The sequence below is a fragment of the Rhodanobacter sp. TND4EL1 genome (assembly GCF_054061035.1).
In genome coordinates this window covers 175232-190700 of the sequence record NZ_JBSSDT010000003.1, presented here as the reverse complement: position 1 = coordinate 190700, position 15469 = coordinate 175232, and the positions used below count along the sequence as shown (strand labels likewise).

At 66.5% G+C, this 15469-nt stretch carries 13 protein-coding genes; 8 read left to right on the top strand and 5 right to left on the bottom strand.

Annotated elements, in window-relative coordinates; all coding sequences use genetic code 11:
* The first annotated feature begins 142 nt into the window (after positions 1 to 142).
* The 7 genes from ACVWWQ_RS12665 (at position 143) to ACVWWQ_RS12635 (ending at position 6217) form a co-directional block, all read left to right on the top strand.
* Complete coding sequence (locus ACVWWQ_RS12665; RefSeq protein WP_133948973.1) at positions 143 to 2305, top strand: prolyl oligopeptidase family serine peptidase; 2163 nt, start codon at positions 143 to 145, stop codon at positions 2303 to 2305.
* Positions 2306 to 2398: 93 nt separating this feature from the next.
* Positions 2399 to 3061, top strand: coding sequence for an alpha/beta hydrolase (locus ACVWWQ_RS12660; protein WP_133948975.1), 663 nt, complete (start codon positions 2399 to 2401; stop codon positions 3059 to 3061).
* A 29-nt stretch (positions 3062 to 3090) separates the two neighbouring features.
* Positions 3091 to 4143, top strand: coding sequence for a histidine kinase (locus ACVWWQ_RS12655; protein ID WP_133948977.1), 1053 nt, complete (start codon positions 3091 to 3093; stop codon positions 4141 to 4143).
* Positions 4140 to 4847 carry a LytR/AlgR family response regulator transcription factor gene (locus tag ACVWWQ_RS12650; RefSeq protein ID WP_133948980.1) on the top strand — a complete coding sequence of 236 codons (708 nt, stop codon included), beginning with the start codon at positions 4140 to 4142 and terminating at the stop codon, positions 4845 to 4847. The genes ACVWWQ_RS12655 and ACVWWQ_RS12650 overlap by 4 nt, the downstream gene beginning before the upstream one ends.
* Before the next feature lie 34 nt (positions 4848 to 4881).
* Positions 4882 to 5340 (top strand): hypothetical protein, encoded by a 459-nt coding sequence (locus tag ACVWWQ_RS12645; protein WP_133948982.1) that lies wholly within the window; start codon positions 4882 to 4884, stop codon positions 5338 to 5340.
* 115 nt (positions 5341 to 5455) lie between these two features.
* Positions 5456 to 5668, top strand: coding sequence for a hypervirulence associated TUDOR domain-containing protein (locus tag ACVWWQ_RS12640; RefSeq protein WP_133948984.1), 213 nt, complete (start codon positions 5456 to 5458; stop codon positions 5666 to 5668).
* Between the two features lie 3 nt (positions 5669 to 5671).
* Entirely contained in the window at positions 5672 to 6217 is a 546-nt protein-coding gene (locus ACVWWQ_RS12635; protein WP_133948986.1) for a DUF488 domain-containing protein, read from the top strand.
* A 9-nt stretch (positions 6218 to 6226) separates the two neighbouring features.
* On the opposite strand, the gene ACVWWQ_RS12630 is transcribed toward ACVWWQ_RS12635, so the two are convergent.
* The 5 genes from ACVWWQ_RS12630 to ACVWWQ_RS12610 all read right to left on the bottom strand — a co-directional run bounded on the left by ACVWWQ_RS12630 (position 6227) and on the right by ACVWWQ_RS12610 (position 11224).
* Positions 6227 to 6694 (bottom strand): hypothetical protein, encoded by a 468-nt coding sequence (locus tag ACVWWQ_RS12630; RefSeq protein WP_099653207.1) that lies wholly within the window; start codon positions 6692 to 6694, stop codon positions 6227 to 6229.
* A 164-nt stretch (positions 6695 to 6858) separates the two neighbouring features.
* Positions 6859 to 7269, bottom strand: a complete 411-nt coding sequence (locus ACVWWQ_RS12625) for a TIGR03067 domain-containing protein (protein WP_133948988.1) — start codon at positions 7267 to 7269, stop codon at positions 6859 to 6861.
* Between the two features lie 124 nt (positions 7270 to 7393).
* Positions 7394 to 8299, bottom strand: a complete 906-nt coding sequence (gene gnd / locus ACVWWQ_RS12620) for a phosphogluconate dehydrogenase (NAD(+)-dependent, decarboxylating) (RefSeq protein WP_133948990.1) — start codon at positions 8297 to 8299, stop codon at positions 7394 to 7396.
* Positions 8300 to 8372: 73 nt separating this feature from the next.
* Positions 8373 to 9902, bottom strand: a complete 1530-nt coding sequence (locus tag ACVWWQ_RS12615) for a mercuric reductase (RefSeq protein WP_133948992.1) — start codon at positions 9900 to 9902, stop codon at positions 8373 to 8375.
* The gene (locus ACVWWQ_RS12610) at positions 9899 to 11224 is read right to left on the bottom strand and encodes a glucoamylase family protein (protein WP_133948994.1); all 1326 of its coding nucleotides are present in this window, start codon (positions 11222 to 11224) and stop codon (positions 9899 to 9901) included. The genes ACVWWQ_RS12615 and ACVWWQ_RS12610 overlap by 4 nt, the downstream gene beginning before the upstream one ends.
* Positions 11225 to 11495: 271 nt before the next feature.
* Between ACVWWQ_RS12610 and ACVWWQ_RS12605 the strand changes: the two genes are divergently transcribed.
* Positions 11496 to 15422, top strand: coding sequence for a GH36-type glycosyl hydrolase domain-containing protein (locus tag ACVWWQ_RS12605; RefSeq protein ID WP_133948996.1), 3927 nt, complete (start codon positions 11496 to 11498; stop codon positions 15420 to 15422).
* Positions 15423 to 15469 lie beyond the last annotated feature (47 nt).

Below are 15469 nucleotides of genomic sequence, written 5' to 3'. Positions count from 1 at the left end.
AAAAAAACCAGCATAACCGAGCACGACAGCGCGACGTGGCCCACCGTGCCAGAAGTCAGGCACCCACCCGATGACGACCGCGGCTGCGGTCACGGCCTCAGCGCGCTACCCTGCGAGGTCTGATCCACCGCGGAGTCTGCCCATGCGCCTCGCCCTTGTTGTTGCCGCCACCCTGTTCGCCGCCGGCCCGCTGCAGGCGACGCAGCTGCCACCGGCCGGAGCGCAGGCGCCGCCGCGCGGTGACGTCAGCCTGCTCGGCGCGGCCCGGCCGATGCCGCCGGCCACGCCCCAGCACGCGGACGCCAGCGTGATTCACGGCGTGAAAGTGCCCGATCCGTATCGCTGGCTGGAAAACCCGGATGACCCCACGGTAACGCGCTGGATCCAGGCGCAGAACGCCTACACCGAGGCCGAGCTTGCCGCGATGCCCGAAGGCAAGCTGCTCACCGCACGGGTGCAGCAACTGGCGATCACCTCGACCACCCGCTCCGGCCCGATGCTGGCCGGCGGCACCTTGTTCTATCTGCAGCAGACCCCGCCGCAGCCGCAACCGGTGCTGATCGCCCAGCGCTGGCCCGATGGCGCGCCGAAAACGCTGGTCGATCCGAACGCCGTCGATGCCGGCAGCGCGATCACGGCCTACTGGCCGTCGCCACGCGGGCGTTATCTCGCCTACGGCACGGCCGAAGGCGGCAGCGAGCTGACCACCATCCACGTGCTCGACGTGGCCAGCGGCAAGACGCTGCCCGACACCCTGCCCTTCGCCGGCGGCGGCACCACGCCGCAGGGGCTGGCCTGGGACGCGGACGAGAAGGGGTTCAGTTACGTGCGTTTCGCGGCACCACCGGCCGGCCAGCCGGTGGTGCAGTTCAACGCCACCCTGGTCCATCACGCGCTGGGGCAGGCCGCCACGGCGGATGCCGTGGTCTTCGGCCACAACTACTCGAAGACCGCCGAATACGTGCTGGTGAATTCGCCCGCCACGGCCCGGGCCGCGGTGCTGGCTTACGACGGTGACGGCGGCCCGGCCGAAGTGTTCCTGCGCGAGGGCGCACGCTTCACTCGCGTGCTTGATCGCGCAGCCAACGTACGCACCGCCGCCTGGGTGAATGGACGTCTGTACGCCGCGTCCTTCCAGGACGCCCCGCGCGGCCGGATCGTGGCGGTCGACAAGGAGGGCAAGGTCACGCCCGTGCTGGCCCAGCGCGACGGCGCGATCCAGCACATCGCTCCCTTGGGCGCCGGCTTCCTGGTGGTGCGCAGCTGGGGCCCGGACTGGTGGGTCGAGCAGTACGACGGTGCGGCGAAGCTGGTGCGCAAGCTGCCGTTGCCCGCGCATGGCATCGGCGTGGGCGAAATCGCGTCGGAGTCCGGTCAGGACAAGGCGCTGATCAGTTACAGCGGCTGGACCACGCCGGCACGCTGGGTGGAATACGACGGGCGCAGCGGCGCGCTGAAAACCGTGTTCGAGGTGAAGCCGGCCGCGGACTATTCGAAGGTGGTCATGCAGCGCATCGACGGCACCTCGAAAGACGGCACCAAAATTCCGGTCACCGTGCTGTCGATGACCGGCATCAGCCCGAACGGCGCGCGGCCCGCCATTCTCTACAGCTACGGCGGCTTCGACATTCCGATCAAGCCCGGCTTCATCGGCGCCAACCTCGCCTGGTTGGAGCACGGCGGCGTGCTGGCCTATGCCAACATCCGCGGCGGCAACGAGAACGGCCAGCAGTGGCACGCGCAAGGGCAAAAGCTCGACAAGCAGAACGTGTTCGATGATTTCCACGCCGCCGCGCTGGCGCTGATCGACACGCACTGGACCGACCGTGCCCATCTGGGCATTCTCGGCGGCAGCAATGGCGGCCTGCTGATGGGCACCCAGATCGTGCAGCACCCCGGCGACTATCGCGCGGTGGTGGCGCGAGTCGGCATCTACGACATGCTGCGCCATGAGACGGACTTCGCCAACGGTCCGTACAACATCCCCGAATACGGCAGCATCGCGAATCCGGCCCAGTTCAAGGCCACGCTGGCCTACTCGCCACTGCAGAACGTGCAACCGCGCACCGCTTATCCCGCGGTGTTGATGACCACCGGCGCCAACGATCCGCGCGTGGCCCCGTGGCAATCACGCAAGTTCACCGCGGCGCTGCAGAATGCGACCACGTCGAACCAGCCCATCCTGCTGCTGACCCGCATGCACGCCGGCCACGGCATCGGTGCACCCTTCAGCCAGCGCGTCGGCGATACCGCGATCGGGCTGACCTTCTTCGCGCACGAGTTGGGGTTGCGCGTGACGCCGTGAAACAGGTGACCCGCATCATGAATATCGGAGCAGCATGCGGATGCCTCGACCAATCCTGTGACAATGCATCTTTGACCGAAGGAAACCCGCCGCATGACCCTGCCCGCGATCGAACACGAAACCGCTGCCAACCCGACCCACAGCGTCATCTGGTTGCATGGCCTGGGTGCCGACGGCAACGACTTCGCGCCGATCGTGCCGGAACTGGTCGATCCGGCATGGCCGGCACTGCGTTTCGTGTTTCCGCACGCGCCGGTGCGCCCGGTGACAATCAACAACGGCATGTCGATGCGGGCGTGGTACGACATCACCGGCTTTGATCTGGAATCGCGCCAGGACGAGGCCGGCATCCGCGCCTCGGTGGCTTCCACCGAGGCGCTGATCGCGCGTGAGCACGCACGCGGCGTGCCGAGTGAGCGGATCATCCTGGCCGGCTTTTCGCAGGGCGGCGCGATCGCGCTGTCCGCCGGCGTTCGTCACGCGGAGAAGCTGGCCGGCATCGTGGCGTTGTCCACTTACCTGCCGATCTCCGCCACCGTCGCCGCCGAGCGCCACGCGGCGAACGCCGCCACACCGATCTTCTGGGGTCACGGCACGGCCGATCCGGTGGTCGTGCTGCAGCGGGGTACCGACTCGCGCAATACGCTCCAGACACTGGGCTACCCGGTGGACTGGCATACCTATCCGATGGCCCATGCCGTCTGTGCCGAGGAGATCAGCGACCTGCGTCACTGGTTGGGTCAGCGGCTGAGCTGAGCCGGCACGGGCTGCGGCATACTTGCCGCATGCGCGATCCCATGCCCAGCCGCCCGCCTGGCGGCCCGACCGAACAAAGCCCGTTGCCGGACTTCTGTCGGTTGCCTGCGCTGTTCGCCATGTTCGTGGTGGCGGCGCTGACGGTGACCGTGATGTGGCTGGCCGCCGAGCACCCGCGTGACTGGTCGGCCTACAGCGTGAGCATGCTGTTTGCCACCTGGCTGGTGCTGGTGGTCACCGTGTTGTTGTGCAAGTTGCGCCCGTCGTTGCAACGGCTCCCCGGTCATTTCCCGTATGTCGCGATCTGGCTGTTGATCGTGTCGGTGGTGCTGCTGGCCAGCCTGGTGGCGCACTGGTTTGACGCCGCACTGCAGATGCAGCTGATCCGAAGCAGCCTGTGGTCTTTCGCTGGCGACAACCTGGTGATCGCCGCCCTGCTGGGTGCCGCGATGCTGCGCTACTTCTATGTGCTGGCGCAGTGGCAGGCACGCCTGGCTGCGGTGACGCGGGCGCAGGTCGAGGCGTTGCAGGCGCGCATCCGCCCGCATTTCCTGTTCAACAGCATGAACACCGTGGCCGCGCTGATCCGGGTCGATCCGGCCGCGGCGGAGCGCACGGTGGAGGACCTGAGTGAGTTGTTTCGTGCCGCGCTGGGTCAGCACGAAAGCGCCGATGGAACGCTGGCCGAAGAGCTGGCGCTGGTGGAGCGCTACCTGGCGATCGAGCAACTGCGCCTGGGCGCCCGGCTGCGGGTGATCCGTGAACTGCATGACCTTCCCGACAGCTTTCCGTTGCCCCGCCTGTTGCTGCAACCGCTGGTGGAGAACGCCGTGCGCCACGGTATCCAGCCGTTGCGCGAAGGGGGCGACGTGATCCTGCGTGGCCAGCGCGAGGGCGAGGGCGTGCGCATCGAAGTGATCAATCCGCTGCCGCCGACGCCGGCCACAAGCGGCAACGGTCACGGACTGGACAACGTGCGTCGCCGCGTCGCCTGGCGCTACGGCCCGCAGGCACGCGTCCTGGCCGGCCCCCAGGAAAACCGCTTCGTGGTGTTGCTGCAGCTTCCCGGAGGACCCGCATGACGCGCGTGCTGATCGTCGACGATGAACCGCTGGCCCGCTCGCGCATGGCCGCGCTGCTCGGTGCATGCAGCGGGGCGGAAGTCGTGGGCAATGTCGCCGACGGCGAAGCGGCACTGGCCGCCGTGGCCGAGCTGCAACCGGACGTCCTGCTGCTGGACATCAACATGCCGGGGATGGACGGCGTGAGTCTGGCGCAACGGCTGGCCGGACGCGGACACCCCCGCGTGATCTTCTGCACCGCCTATGAAACGCACGCGCTGAAAGCCTTCGAGCTGGGCGCGGTCGACTACCTGCTGAAGCCGGTGCGACTGGAGCGATTGCAGGAAGCCTTGCAGCGCGCGCAGCGGCATCTGGCCGAGGTGCCCCGCGAGACGGCGGCGTATCTGCACGGTCGCCTGCGCGGCGAACAGGTGCGCATCGCGCTGGATGAAGTGATCTGCCTGTTGGCCGAGGAGAAGTATGTCGTCGTCCATCACCCCCGCGGCGAGCTGCTGATCGAGGAATCGCTGCGCCAACTCGAAGAAGCCCACCCGGAACAACTGATCCGTCTGCACCGCAATTGCCTGGTGCCGCGCACCCGCTTGCTCGGCCTGAAGGCCCTGACCGATGGCCGCGTGCTGGCCCGGCTGGAGGGGACCGAGCTGGCTCCGGAAGTCAGCCGACGCAACCTTCCCTCGGTACGCAGGCTGGTGCGCCCCGCCTGACCGAAGTACCCACCCCTGAAAGGAGCAACCCGATATGGAAAATCCCTACGCCGCACCGAAAGCCGAGATCGTCCAGAACCTCGGCAGCGTCCCGCTCTACTCTCCCAATCAAGTCATGGCCGGAGCCTTTCTGGGCGGGCCGGTCGGATTGATCTGGTTTCTGCGCGAAAACTTCGTCACCCTCGGCGACGACAGGCAGGCGAGGAAGACGCTGCTGCTGGGCGTGGTGCTGCTGGTGGTCCTGATGATCATCATGCCGATGCTGCCGAAAAATTTCCCCAGCCTGCCGATCTCGATTGCCTACATGATCACCGGTCAGCAAGTGGCCATCAAATGGCAGATGACGCGTGACGCCATCGACGCCTCGCCTCGCTATACCTTCCATTCAAACGGGCGCGTCTTCGGTCTTGGACTGCTCTGCCTTGTCGCGTCGATGATCCTGCTGGTCGGGCCCATCCTGCTGCTGGGCATGACGGGGCTCGTTCACTTTTGATGGTGGAAGCCCGTGGCGGCGGTGATCGCCGCCACCACGGGTGATCGACCACGTCTTGTGCACGGGCGTGGTGGTGAACTGGCAGGCAATCCTCCTCATCACCCGGAGCATCGCCATGAGCCATGCATTCAAGATCGGCGACCACGTGCGCTGGAATTCCGAGGCCGGCCACGTCAGCGGCAAGATCATCAAGGTGCATACGCGCGACACCGACTACAAGGGTCACACGCACCGCTGCAGCGAAGACGATCCGCAATACGAGATCAAGAGCGACAAGACCGACCACGTGGCGATGCACAAGGGCGCAGCGCTGCACAAGATCGACTGAGCGATGTCCGCCCAACCCGCCACGATCTGGACCGTGGGTCATTCCACCCGCACGCTGGAGGAGCTTCTGGCGCTGCTCGACGACTACGGCATCAAGGCGATCGCCGACGTGCGCCGCTTCCCCGGCTCGCGCCGTTACCCGCACTTCGCCAGCGAGGCGATGGCCGCGTCGTTGCCCGCGCACGGCATCACCTATCAGTGGATTCCAAAGCTCGGCGGTCGCCGCAAGGTACAGCCGGATTCGCCGAACACGGCCTGGCGCAACGCCTCATTCCAGGGTTATGCGGATTACACCGGCACGGCAGAGTTTGCCGAAGGCCTGGCTGAATTGCTGGCGCTGGCCGCGCGCCAGCCCACAGCCATGATGTGCGCCGAGGTGGTCTGGTGGCGCTGCCACCGTTCGATCGTGTCGGACGTGCTGAAATGGCGCGGCATCGAAGTGATCCATATCATCGATGCCACCCATGTCACCGAGCACCCCTACACCTCACCCGCCCGCATCGTCGATGGGCAACTGAGCTATGCCCCGGCCCAGGCTGATCTGCTGTAGCGAGTCCGATCAGCGCAACGGCTCGGCGGCGGTATCACCCGAGCACTCGATCGGCTGACCCTTCGCGCCGATGGCCTGCGTGAAGCTGGAGCCCCGCCGGTTGATGACGATACCGTCGGCACACTTCTGATCGGCACCCAACCGATAGCTGGCCTTCACCCGCAGCGCTTCCTGCCGCTGCCGTTCTTCCTGGCGCAGCTGTTCGGCATGATATTTCGCCGCTTCCTCGCTGACCTGTCGATAGGTGTTGGCCAGATCCTCGCGCTGGCGTTGCAAGGTCGCCGCCAGTTGCGCGCTGCGCTGCTGCCCCTGGGCGCGGGCCTGTTGCGCCTGCAGCTCGACATTGCGCGCCACATCCCGGGTGAGTTCGTCAGCGTGACGGCCCGCCATGTAAAGCGACAGCCCATGCCACGCAAAGGCTGCCGCCACGATCACTGCGGCGGCGCCCCCCAATTTCCATGACAACGGCACGGCCATGTCGTCCCACCCTCAACAAGACTGTCAAAACCCCAGGCGATCCGGCCTCGTGTCGGCTTGTGCGCGGATCGGTCGGGCGAGTCTAGCAGGGAGTTTCAGCAGCTCTTGCCGGCGTGCGTCACACCTCGTCGAGCCGGAACGGCGTGGCCCGGAACCCGCACGCCTCACCGCTGGCGAACAAAGGTCCGCATGGTCTGGCCAGGCGAAGTGCGAAATTCCGTCGGTCGTGGCGCGCCCGTGTCGCCGGCGATGAACTCGAAGCGGTCGTCATCCAGCGTGTAGATGGCCGGCAGCGGCTTGTCCTTGTCCGCGCCGATGGCATCGATCCAGGTGATCGAGCGGGGGCGGTTCGATGCATCGATGACAAACGATCCTTCAAGCAGCACCGCGCCCGCCACCGTGCGCACGATGAATCGCGTTCCGGCAATCGTGGTCAGCGCGCCGGGTTCGCCATGCTCGTCCGCTGGATTCACCACGCCATCGGCCTCCATCCGAACCTGCTCCCACACACCTTGCAGCCTGGCCAGGTCGCGTGCGGACTCGTCGCTGGGTGCAGCATCTTGTGTGGGTGACATGCAGAGACTCTTCGACCGGGGTGACAAGTATGGCAGCGGAGCGCGTTCCCTTCCGCGAGCGCGGCGCGGATCGAGAGCGGATCTCCGCTCTCGCGCCGACGAACCGATGAACCGATGAGCCGGCCTACTCCTTCTTGATCGCGTGCCCGCCAAACTCGTTGCGCATCGACGCCAGCAGTTTGTCGGTGAACGAATCATCGTCGCGCGAGCGGAAACGTTCCATCAGCGACAGCGTGATCACCGGCGCGGAGACGTTCAGTTCGAGCGCGGCGTTCACCGTCCAGCGGCCTTCGCCGGAATCGACCACGTAGGGGGCGATGCCTTCCATCGTCGGGTTCTTGTTCAAGGCATCGGTGGTCAGTTCCAGCAGCCACGAACGCACCACGCTGCCATAGCGCCAGATCTCGCCGACCTGGGCCAGATCGAGGCCGAATTCTTCCTTGTGCTTGAGGATGGAGAAGCCTTCGGCGTAGGCCTGCATCAGGCCGTACTCGATGCCGTTGTGGACCATCTTGGTGTAGTGGCCCGAGCCGACCGGGCCGACGCGGCCCCAGCCTTTGTCCTTGCCCGGCGCCAGCGTTTCGAAGATCGGCTTCAGGCCGTCGACCACCTTCTCGTCGCCGCCGACCATCATGCTGTATCCCTCGGCCAGCCCCCACACGCCGCCGCTGGTGCCGCAGTCGACATAGTTGACGCCCTTGTCGGCGCACTTGGCCGCGTGGCCCAGGGAGTCCTTGTAGTTGGAGTTGCCGCCGTCGATCATCGTGTCGCCCTTGTCGAGCAGCGCCAGCAAGGCATCGACGGTGTCATCGGTGATCTTGCCCGAGGGCACCATCAACCACAGCACACGCGGGGCGGGCAGCGCCTGCACCAGCGCCTTCAGGGAATGCGCCGAGCTGCCGCCGTTGCCTTCAAGGCTCTTGCGCGCATCCGCGCTGGGATCGAAGCCGGTGACCTTGTGGCCGCCCTTGATGAGTCGTTGCGCCATGTTGGCGCCCATCTTGCCGAGGCCGATCATGCCGAGTTGCATGGGAAAGTCCTTGCGTGAGTGGAGAAAAGGAAAACAGTCTAGGTGTTGAAACGGAAAGTCGGCGTGACCGGGATCAGCGCGGTCGCGCCAGCCATCGCTTCAGGCGGGCCACCACGCGTGCGCTGACGCGGGTTCGGTTATAGGCCTTCGCCGCGAGCCGGATGGCGGCGGTCTTGGTCGGATAGGCGTGGATCACCTTCGCCAGCGTGCGCATGCCCAGACCGGCCACCATCGCCAGGGTGACCTGGCTGATCATGTCGCCGGCATCGCGCGACACGATGGTGGCGCCGAGAATGCGATCGGTGCCGTCGAGCACGTGAATCTTCACGAAGCCGCCCTGCTCGCTGTCGGTCATCGACCGATCGACCTGATGCATTGGCACGGTGAAGGTTTTCACCGGCACGCCCTGCGCATTGGCATCGCGCACGTACATGCCGACGTGGGCGATTTCCGGATCGGTGTAGGTACACCAGGGCACCACCAGTTTGCTCAGTTTTTCGCGCCCGCCGAGCAGGGCGTTGCGCACCACGATGCGTCCGGATTCCTCCGCGATATCCGTGTACCTGGCCTCAAGGCATACGTCGCCGGCCGCATAGATTCGCGGGTTGGCCGTGCGCAGCTGGTCATCGACGCTGATGCCGGCGCTCTCGTCGTAACTCACGCCGGCCTTTTCCAGCGCCAGTCCCTGCACGTTCGGAAGACGTCCGACGCCGGTCAGGATGGCGTCAACGCGAATCGTGCTGTGATAGTCATCGCTGACCAGATCGACCACTTTCTCGTTGCCGTCCACGCCAACGTTGCGGGCGGTAGTGTTGAGGCGCACCTCGATGCCATCGCGGGCGAACGCATCGGACAGCGTCTGCGCCGCATCGCGCTCCTCCCGCTCCAGGAACAACGGCAGTTTCTGCACGATGGTGACTTTCGAGCCCAGCCGCTGGAACGCCTGCGCCAGTTCGCAGCCGAGCGGGCCACCACCAATCACCAGCAATCGCCGCGGCAACTCGGCCAGTTCGAAGATGGTGGTGTTGGTGAGAAAGCCGGCCTGCTTCAAGCCCGGAACGTCGGGGATGTCCGGTCGCGCGCCGGTGGCGATCATGGCCTTCTCGAACTGCAGCAGTTGCCCGTTCACGCTCAGTCGATCAGGGCCCTCGAAGGTCGCCTTGCCGAAGAACACGTCGACGCCGCTGGCGGCCAGCAGGCGCACCGACGTGGTGTTGGTCAGGTGGCTGCGGATGCGCCGCAGGCGCGTCATTGCCGCGGCGAAATCGACCTGGATGTCTTCCGGTGCCTGCGCCCCATAGCGCGCAGCGTCGCGCATTTCCGCGTACACCGCCGCGGTACGCAGCAGCGTCTTGGACGGAATGCAGCCGGTGTTGAAGCAGGTACCGCCGATTTCGTGGCGTTCGATCAGCGCTACCGTCACACCGAGCGACGCGGCCTCGATGGCGGCGGTCAGGCCGGCTGGCCCGGCACCAATGATCAACAGCTGATACGGACCGCTGGGCTCGGGGTTGTTCCAGGACGAGGGGCACACGGCCGCCAGACGCTTGCGCTCATAGGCGTCCACCGGCGTGCAGATGCTGGCGTCAAACTTCGTGCTCATCGCACCGCCTCCTGCATCGGCTGATCCAGCCAGCCGCCGGCGAAGCCCGCCTTACGCAAGCCGTCGACCAGCGGGGCGCAACCGCGCAGCCACCGCCAGATACTGCCACTGCGATGGTTCTCGATCATCATGAACACGATGCCCTGATCCAGTCCGTAGTGTCCCGGCGACACCCAGGGCCGACCACGGGCGTCACACACGCTGGCGTTGAAGCTGGTGGCCAGCCGATCGTTCGTGAGAATTTCCGGATAGCGCAACAGCATGTTGCGCAGCGCGCCGAGCGCCAGTTCCGGTGCGAACGGTACCGAGGCCAGCACGGACGGCGGCGACAGCGTGCCGTCATCCGGGCCATAGGGCACGCCGCGCGCGGCGTAACCGAACAGGCGACGAGGTTCGTTGTTGATGTTGGGTTGCTCGTCGGTCGGGCCGTCGCAGGCCGACAGTCCCCAACAGTTGCGGTCATAACCGACAAACTCGTTCGGATTGAGCTGGGTATAGCGACGTTGCACGTTGACCGCGCGGCGCGTGTTCTCAAAATAGTCCGAGCGCTTCTGGCGCATGAAGGCGTCCTGGATGCCGCGCAGGTCAACCCAGGCGTGCGAGAAGTGATGCACGAACAGCGGCCCGGCGTAGAGGAAATCCTGGTTGTACAGGTTCTCCCATTGGTACGTGGCCTCCCACCCCGCATAGCACTCCGGGGAAACCGGATGGGTCGGCGAGCCCATCGCCAGCGCGTACAGCACGATGGCCTCGCTATAGCCTTCCCAGCCGTAGTGCAGATACCCGCACTCCGGCTTCCAGCCCTGGCGGATCGTGCCGGAGTCATCCTGCGACCAGCGCCAGTCGACGCGGCGATACAGCATGTCGGCCAGCGCGCGAAGCTCGGCCTCCGCCGTGTTGTCGGCCTGGAAATACGCAGCCGCGGTGAGCATGCCGGCGATCAGCAGGGCGCTGTCGATCATCGACAACTCCGATTGCCACACGCGCGTGCCCGTGTGGATGTCCAGGAAGTGGTAGTAGAAACCCTTGAAGCCGGTCGCGGTGGGGCTGCCGCTCTGGTCACTGGCGTGGAAGAAGCGCAGCGCCAGCAGGCAGCGCTGCACCGCCTCGCCACGATCCATCCAGCCGCGCTCGACGGCGGCGGGATAAACCGACAGCGCGAAGCCCACCACGGCAATGCTCACCGGCGAATTCTCGCGCGAGGTATCCGGCACCAGGCCGTTCGCGGGGTTCATGGTCTCCACGAAATAGCCGAACGCGGCACGCTGCATGCGCTCCAGCAGGGCTTCATCGGAGAGCGTGGGCAGCGCGGGGGTCAGCATCCAGAAAGGTCCATGTGATTCAAACGGGAGACGAAAGGCACAGCATACGGCCGCGCCGATCACCCCATCTATTGGCAGGGTTGGGACAACGGCATTCGCTATTCGTGCCACGAATGCGGCCGCTATCCACCCACCAGTCTGGGCAACGGTCTGCATGGACAGCGTGTAAGCGCAGTGCTTTCACGCGCTGTTTCCCCGTTGTCGCCGTAGGCTGGCGAGACATCGTGGGGGATTGATCCCGCGACGACCTGCCAAGGAGTTCGCGCTCACCATGTCTTCCCGTTCCCCCGTTCCACCCACCGCCGGTACAGGCACCACGCCGCCACCGATACTCTCCAACGGCAATCTCAGCACCGTGTTGAACAACAACGGCGCCGGCTTCATCCGCTGGCGCGACCTGGCCGTCACCCGCTGGCGCGAGGATCCGGTGACCGATCCGTGGGGCACCTTTTTGCTGCTGCGCGACGAGGATCATGGCGCCGTGTGGAGCACGGTGACGCAGCCGTTCGGGGTGAGCGAGGCCACCGATACGATGCAACACGACGCCGGCAGCGCCCGCTTCAGCCGCCGGCACGACGAGGTGGAGAGCGTGCTGGAGATCGCCGTGGCAGCGGCGACGGATGTCGAGTTGCGCCGACTGACGGTGCGCAATCACGCCGATTCCAGCCGGACCCTGTCGGTAACCAGCTACGCCGAACTGGTGCTGGGCCCGACCGGAGATGACAACGCCCATCCCGCCTTCTCCAAGATGTTCGTGCAGACCGAATGGGACGAGCAGCATCAACTGCTGCTGGCCACGCGCCGCCGGCGCAGCGACAGCCAGGCCCAGGTATGGGCGGCGCAGGCGCTGCAGGTCGCCGGCGCTTCGGCCACCCACCACTCGCATGAAACCGATCGGGCCCGTTTCCTGGGTCGCGGGCGCACGCTGCGCAACGCGGCCGCCATGCAGGCGCATGCCGCGCTGTCAGGCACCACCGGCTGCGTGCTGGACCCGGTGTTCAGCCTGCGCCAAGAATTCACGCTGGCACCCGGTGGCAGCATCGAGTTGCTGCTGTGGACGCAACTGGCAGACACCCGCGACGGTGCCGTGGCATTGAGCGCGCAGATGAGCCAGCCGGATGCCGCCGCACGGTTGTTCGAGCAGGCCAGCCAGCATGCCCGGGCCGAATGCTCCCGCTTCGGCGTCAGCCCGTCACGGCTCGAACGCTTCGCGGAATGGCAACACGCATTGCTCTACAGCGATGCGTCCCGTCAGGCGAGCGCCGAACAACGTGCGCGTGGTCATGGCGGACCACCGACCTTGTGGGGTGCCAGCATCTCCGGTGATCGACCGATCGGCTTGCTGATGGTGCGCGAGCCCGACGATCTTCAGCAGCTTGATGACTTGCTGCTCGCCCAGCGCTGGTGGCGCAGCCGTCAATGGGCGATGGATATCCTGGTGCTGGATCAGCTGGGCAGCGAGGCCAAGGCCACGCGAGACGAACTCAACCGGCGCGTGGACGAGCAAAAGCAGCAACTCGAGAACAACGGTGACGGCGCCAAGGTCGAGCTCTTCTGCCTGCGCGACGACCAGATCAGCGACGACGTGCGCGATGGCCTGCTGACGGTGGCGCGGCTGGTGCTCGACAACGCGCAGGGGACGCCCCACCAGGTCGAGACGACACCGGCATCGAGCACCGCGCCGCCCGCAGCGATCCGCGCCAGCAAGGCCGTCGCAGCGATCGATGCGCGCGACGGCAAGCTCGAATTCCCGAACGGCCATGGCGGCTTCTGCGAGGAAGGCCGCGCCTATCGGATCGAACTGGACGCGGCCCATCCCACCCCGGCGCCCTGGTCGAATGTGATCGCCAACCAGGCGTTCGGTTTCCTCGCCACGGCCGAAGGCGGCGGCTACACCTGGTCGGGCAACAGCCAGCAGAATCCGCTGACGCCGTGGCCAAACGATCCCGTCAGCGACATGCCGCACGAGGTGATCTATTTGCGGGATGCGGACGACGGTGCGTTGTGGACGGCCACCGCACTGCCGATACGCGTCGCTGGCGCGCACTGCGTTGCCACTCACGGCAAGGGCTGGACGCGTTTTTCCAACAACGCGCACGGCATCGACCTGGAGCTGGTCCAGTGCGTGCCGACCGACGACTCGATCAAGTTGTCACGTTTGCGCCTGCGCAACCGCTCCGCGCGCACGCGCCGACTGGCGATCACCGGTTACGTCGCCTGGGCACTGGGTGCCAATGGCAGCACGCCGGCACCGTTCGTGGTGACATCACGCGATGACGCCACCGGTGCGCTGTTTGCGCGCAATCGCTGGCGTGCCGATTTTGGCGAACGGGTGGCCTTTTTCGATCTGGCCGGGGCGCCGTCGACCCTCAGCGGGGACCGGGCCCGCTTCCTCGGGCCGCTCGGCAGCATCAGCGCGCCGGCCGCACTGCAGGATGGCGCACCGCTGGATGGGCGCGTGGGTGCCGGCATGAACCCGTGTGGCGCGCTGCAGACGCAGGTCGAGCTGCCGCCAGGCACCGAGCTGGACCTGCTTTTCCTGCTCGGCGAAGGAAACGACGAGGCCGCCGCGCGGGCGCTGGTGACCAGGTATCGCGACTGCGACGTCGACGCCGTGCTGGCCGAGGTTGCCACGCTGTGGAATGGCCTGCTCGATACCGTGCAGGTGAAGACGCCGGATCGGAGCATGGATCTGTTGCTCAACGATTGGGCGCTGTATCAGGTGACCGCGTGCCGGCTGTGGGCACGCACGGCGTACTACCAGGCCAGCGGCGCGTACGGTTTCCGCGATCAGCTGCAGGACGTGATGGCCTTGTGTGTCAGCCGGCCGGACCTGGCCCGCGAGCATCTGCTGCGCGCCGCCGGTCGCCAGTTCGCCGAAGGCGACGTGCAGCACTGGTGGCTGCCGCCGGGCGGCCAGGGCATTCGTACCCGGATTCGCGACGACCGGGTCTGGCTCGCTTACGTGGCGATGCATTACGTCGAGGTCAGCGGCGACCGGGCCGTGCTCGATGAGGTGCTGCCGTTCCTCAAGGGTCAGGCGATCCCGGACGACGCCACCGACGCGTTCTTCCAGCCGGCGGTGTCGGACGAGACGGCGACGATCTACGAGCACTGCGCGCGGGCGATCGATTCCAGTCTCACGCGCGGCGCCCATGGCCTGCCGTTGATCGGCACCGGTGACTGGAACGACGGCATGAATGCGGTCGGTGCCGAGGGCCGTGGCGAAAGCAGCTGGCTCGGCTGGTTCCTGCTGGCCACGATCGGGCAGTTTGCACCGATCGCCGAACAGCGCCACGAAGGTGATCGCGCCAGGCGCTGGCGCGACTACGCCGACGCCATGCGCGCGGCGCTGGAACAGGCGTGGGATGGTCAGTGGTATCGACGCGGCTATTACGACGATGGCGCACCGCTGGGTTCCGCGCAGAGCAGCCAGTGCCAGATCGACACCATCGCGCAGTCCTGGAGCGTCATGGCCGGCGGCGTCCCCCGCGAGCACGCCGGGCAGGCGATGGCGTCGGTCGACCGCTTGCTGGTCGACCATCCCCACCAGGTCGCCCGGCTGTTCACTCCGCCCTTCGACCAGGACGGGGCGGAAGACCCCGGCTACATCAAGGGTTACCCGCCCGGCGTGCGCGAGAACGGCGGGCAGTACACGCATGGCGCGACGTGGTCGATCTTCGCCTGGGCCGGGCTGGGCGATGGTGACCGTGCAGGCGATCAGTTCCGGCTGCTCAACCCGATCAATCACGCGGACAACGCCGATGCGATCGCGCGTTACAAGGTCGAGCCGTATGCGGTCTGTGCGGACGTCTATTCCGTCGCGCCGCACGTCGGTCGCGGCGGCTGGACCTGGTATACCGGCTCGGCCGCCTGGCTGTATCGCGCAGGACTGGAGGCCGTGCTCGGCTTCCACCTGCAGGGCGACCAACTGCGCATCGAACCGTGCATGCCCAAGGCGTGGCCCGAATTCGAGATCGTCTATCGCCATCGCGGCAAACATGTCAGCCGCTACGAGATCCGCGTGGACAACCCGCACCACGTCTGCGGTGGCGTGGAAAGCGTGGAAATGGATGGCCAGATGCTGCCAGCGGATACACCGATCGCCCTGCTCGACGACGGCAAGACGCACCGCCTTCGCATCACCCTTGGGGCCACCACCTCGCAGGAAGTACCGGCTCGCCCGCGCTCGGCGTAGGGCGGGCACTGCCCGCCAGCTCTTCGACCGGGCGCGAAGGCACCCGG

Excerpts from the sequence above, each read along its gene's own strand:
- ACVWWQ_RS12665 (WP_133948973.1), top strand. The coding sequence starts at position 143 with ATGCGCCTCGCCCTTGTTGTTGCCGCCACCCTGTTCGCCGCCGGCCCG.
- ACVWWQ_RS12660 (WP_133948975.1), top strand. The coding sequence starts at position 2,399 with ATGACCCTGCCCGCGATCGAACACGAAACCGCTGCCAACCCGACCCAC.
- ACVWWQ_RS12655 (WP_133948977.1), top strand. The coding sequence starts at position 3,091 with ATGCGCGATCCCATGCCCAGCCGCCCGCCTGGCGGCCCGACCGAACAA.
- ACVWWQ_RS12650 (WP_133948980.1), top strand. The coding sequence starts at position 4,140 with ATGACGCGCGTGCTGATCGTCGACGATGAACCGCTGGCCCGCTCGCGC.
- ACVWWQ_RS12645 (WP_133948982.1), top strand. The coding sequence starts at position 4,882 with ATGGAAAATCCCTACGCCGCACCGAAAGCCGAGATCGTCCAGAACCTC.
- ACVWWQ_RS12640 (WP_133948984.1), top strand. The coding sequence starts at position 5,456 with ATGAGCCATGCATTCAAGATCGGCGACCACGTGCGCTGGAATTCCGAG.
- ACVWWQ_RS12635 (WP_133948986.1), top strand. The coding sequence starts at position 5,672 with ATGTCCGCCCAACCCGCCACGATCTGGACCGTGGGTCATTCCACCCGC.
- ACVWWQ_RS12630 (WP_099653207.1), bottom strand. The coding sequence starts at position 6,694 with ATGGCCGTGCCGTTGTCATGGAAATTGGGGGGCGCCGCCGCAGTGATC.
- ACVWWQ_RS12625 (WP_133948988.1), bottom strand. The coding sequence starts at position 7,269 with ATGTCACCCACACAAGATGCTGCACCCAGCGACGAGTCCGCACGCGAC.
- gnd (WP_133948990.1), bottom strand. The coding sequence starts at position 8,299 with ATGCAACTCGGCATGATCGGCCTCGGCAAGATGGGCGCCAACATGGCG.
- ACVWWQ_RS12615 (WP_133948992.1), bottom strand. The coding sequence starts at position 9,902 with ATGAGCACGAAGTTTGACGCCAGCATCTGCACGCCGGTGGACGCCTAT.
- ACVWWQ_RS12610 (WP_133948994.1), bottom strand. The coding sequence starts at position 11,224 with ATGCTGACCCCCGCGCTGCCCACGCTCTCCGATGAAGCCCTGCTGGAG.
- ACVWWQ_RS12605 (WP_133948996.1), top strand. The coding sequence starts at position 11,496 with ATGTCTTCCCGTTCCCCCGTTCCACCCACCGCCGGTACAGGCACCACG.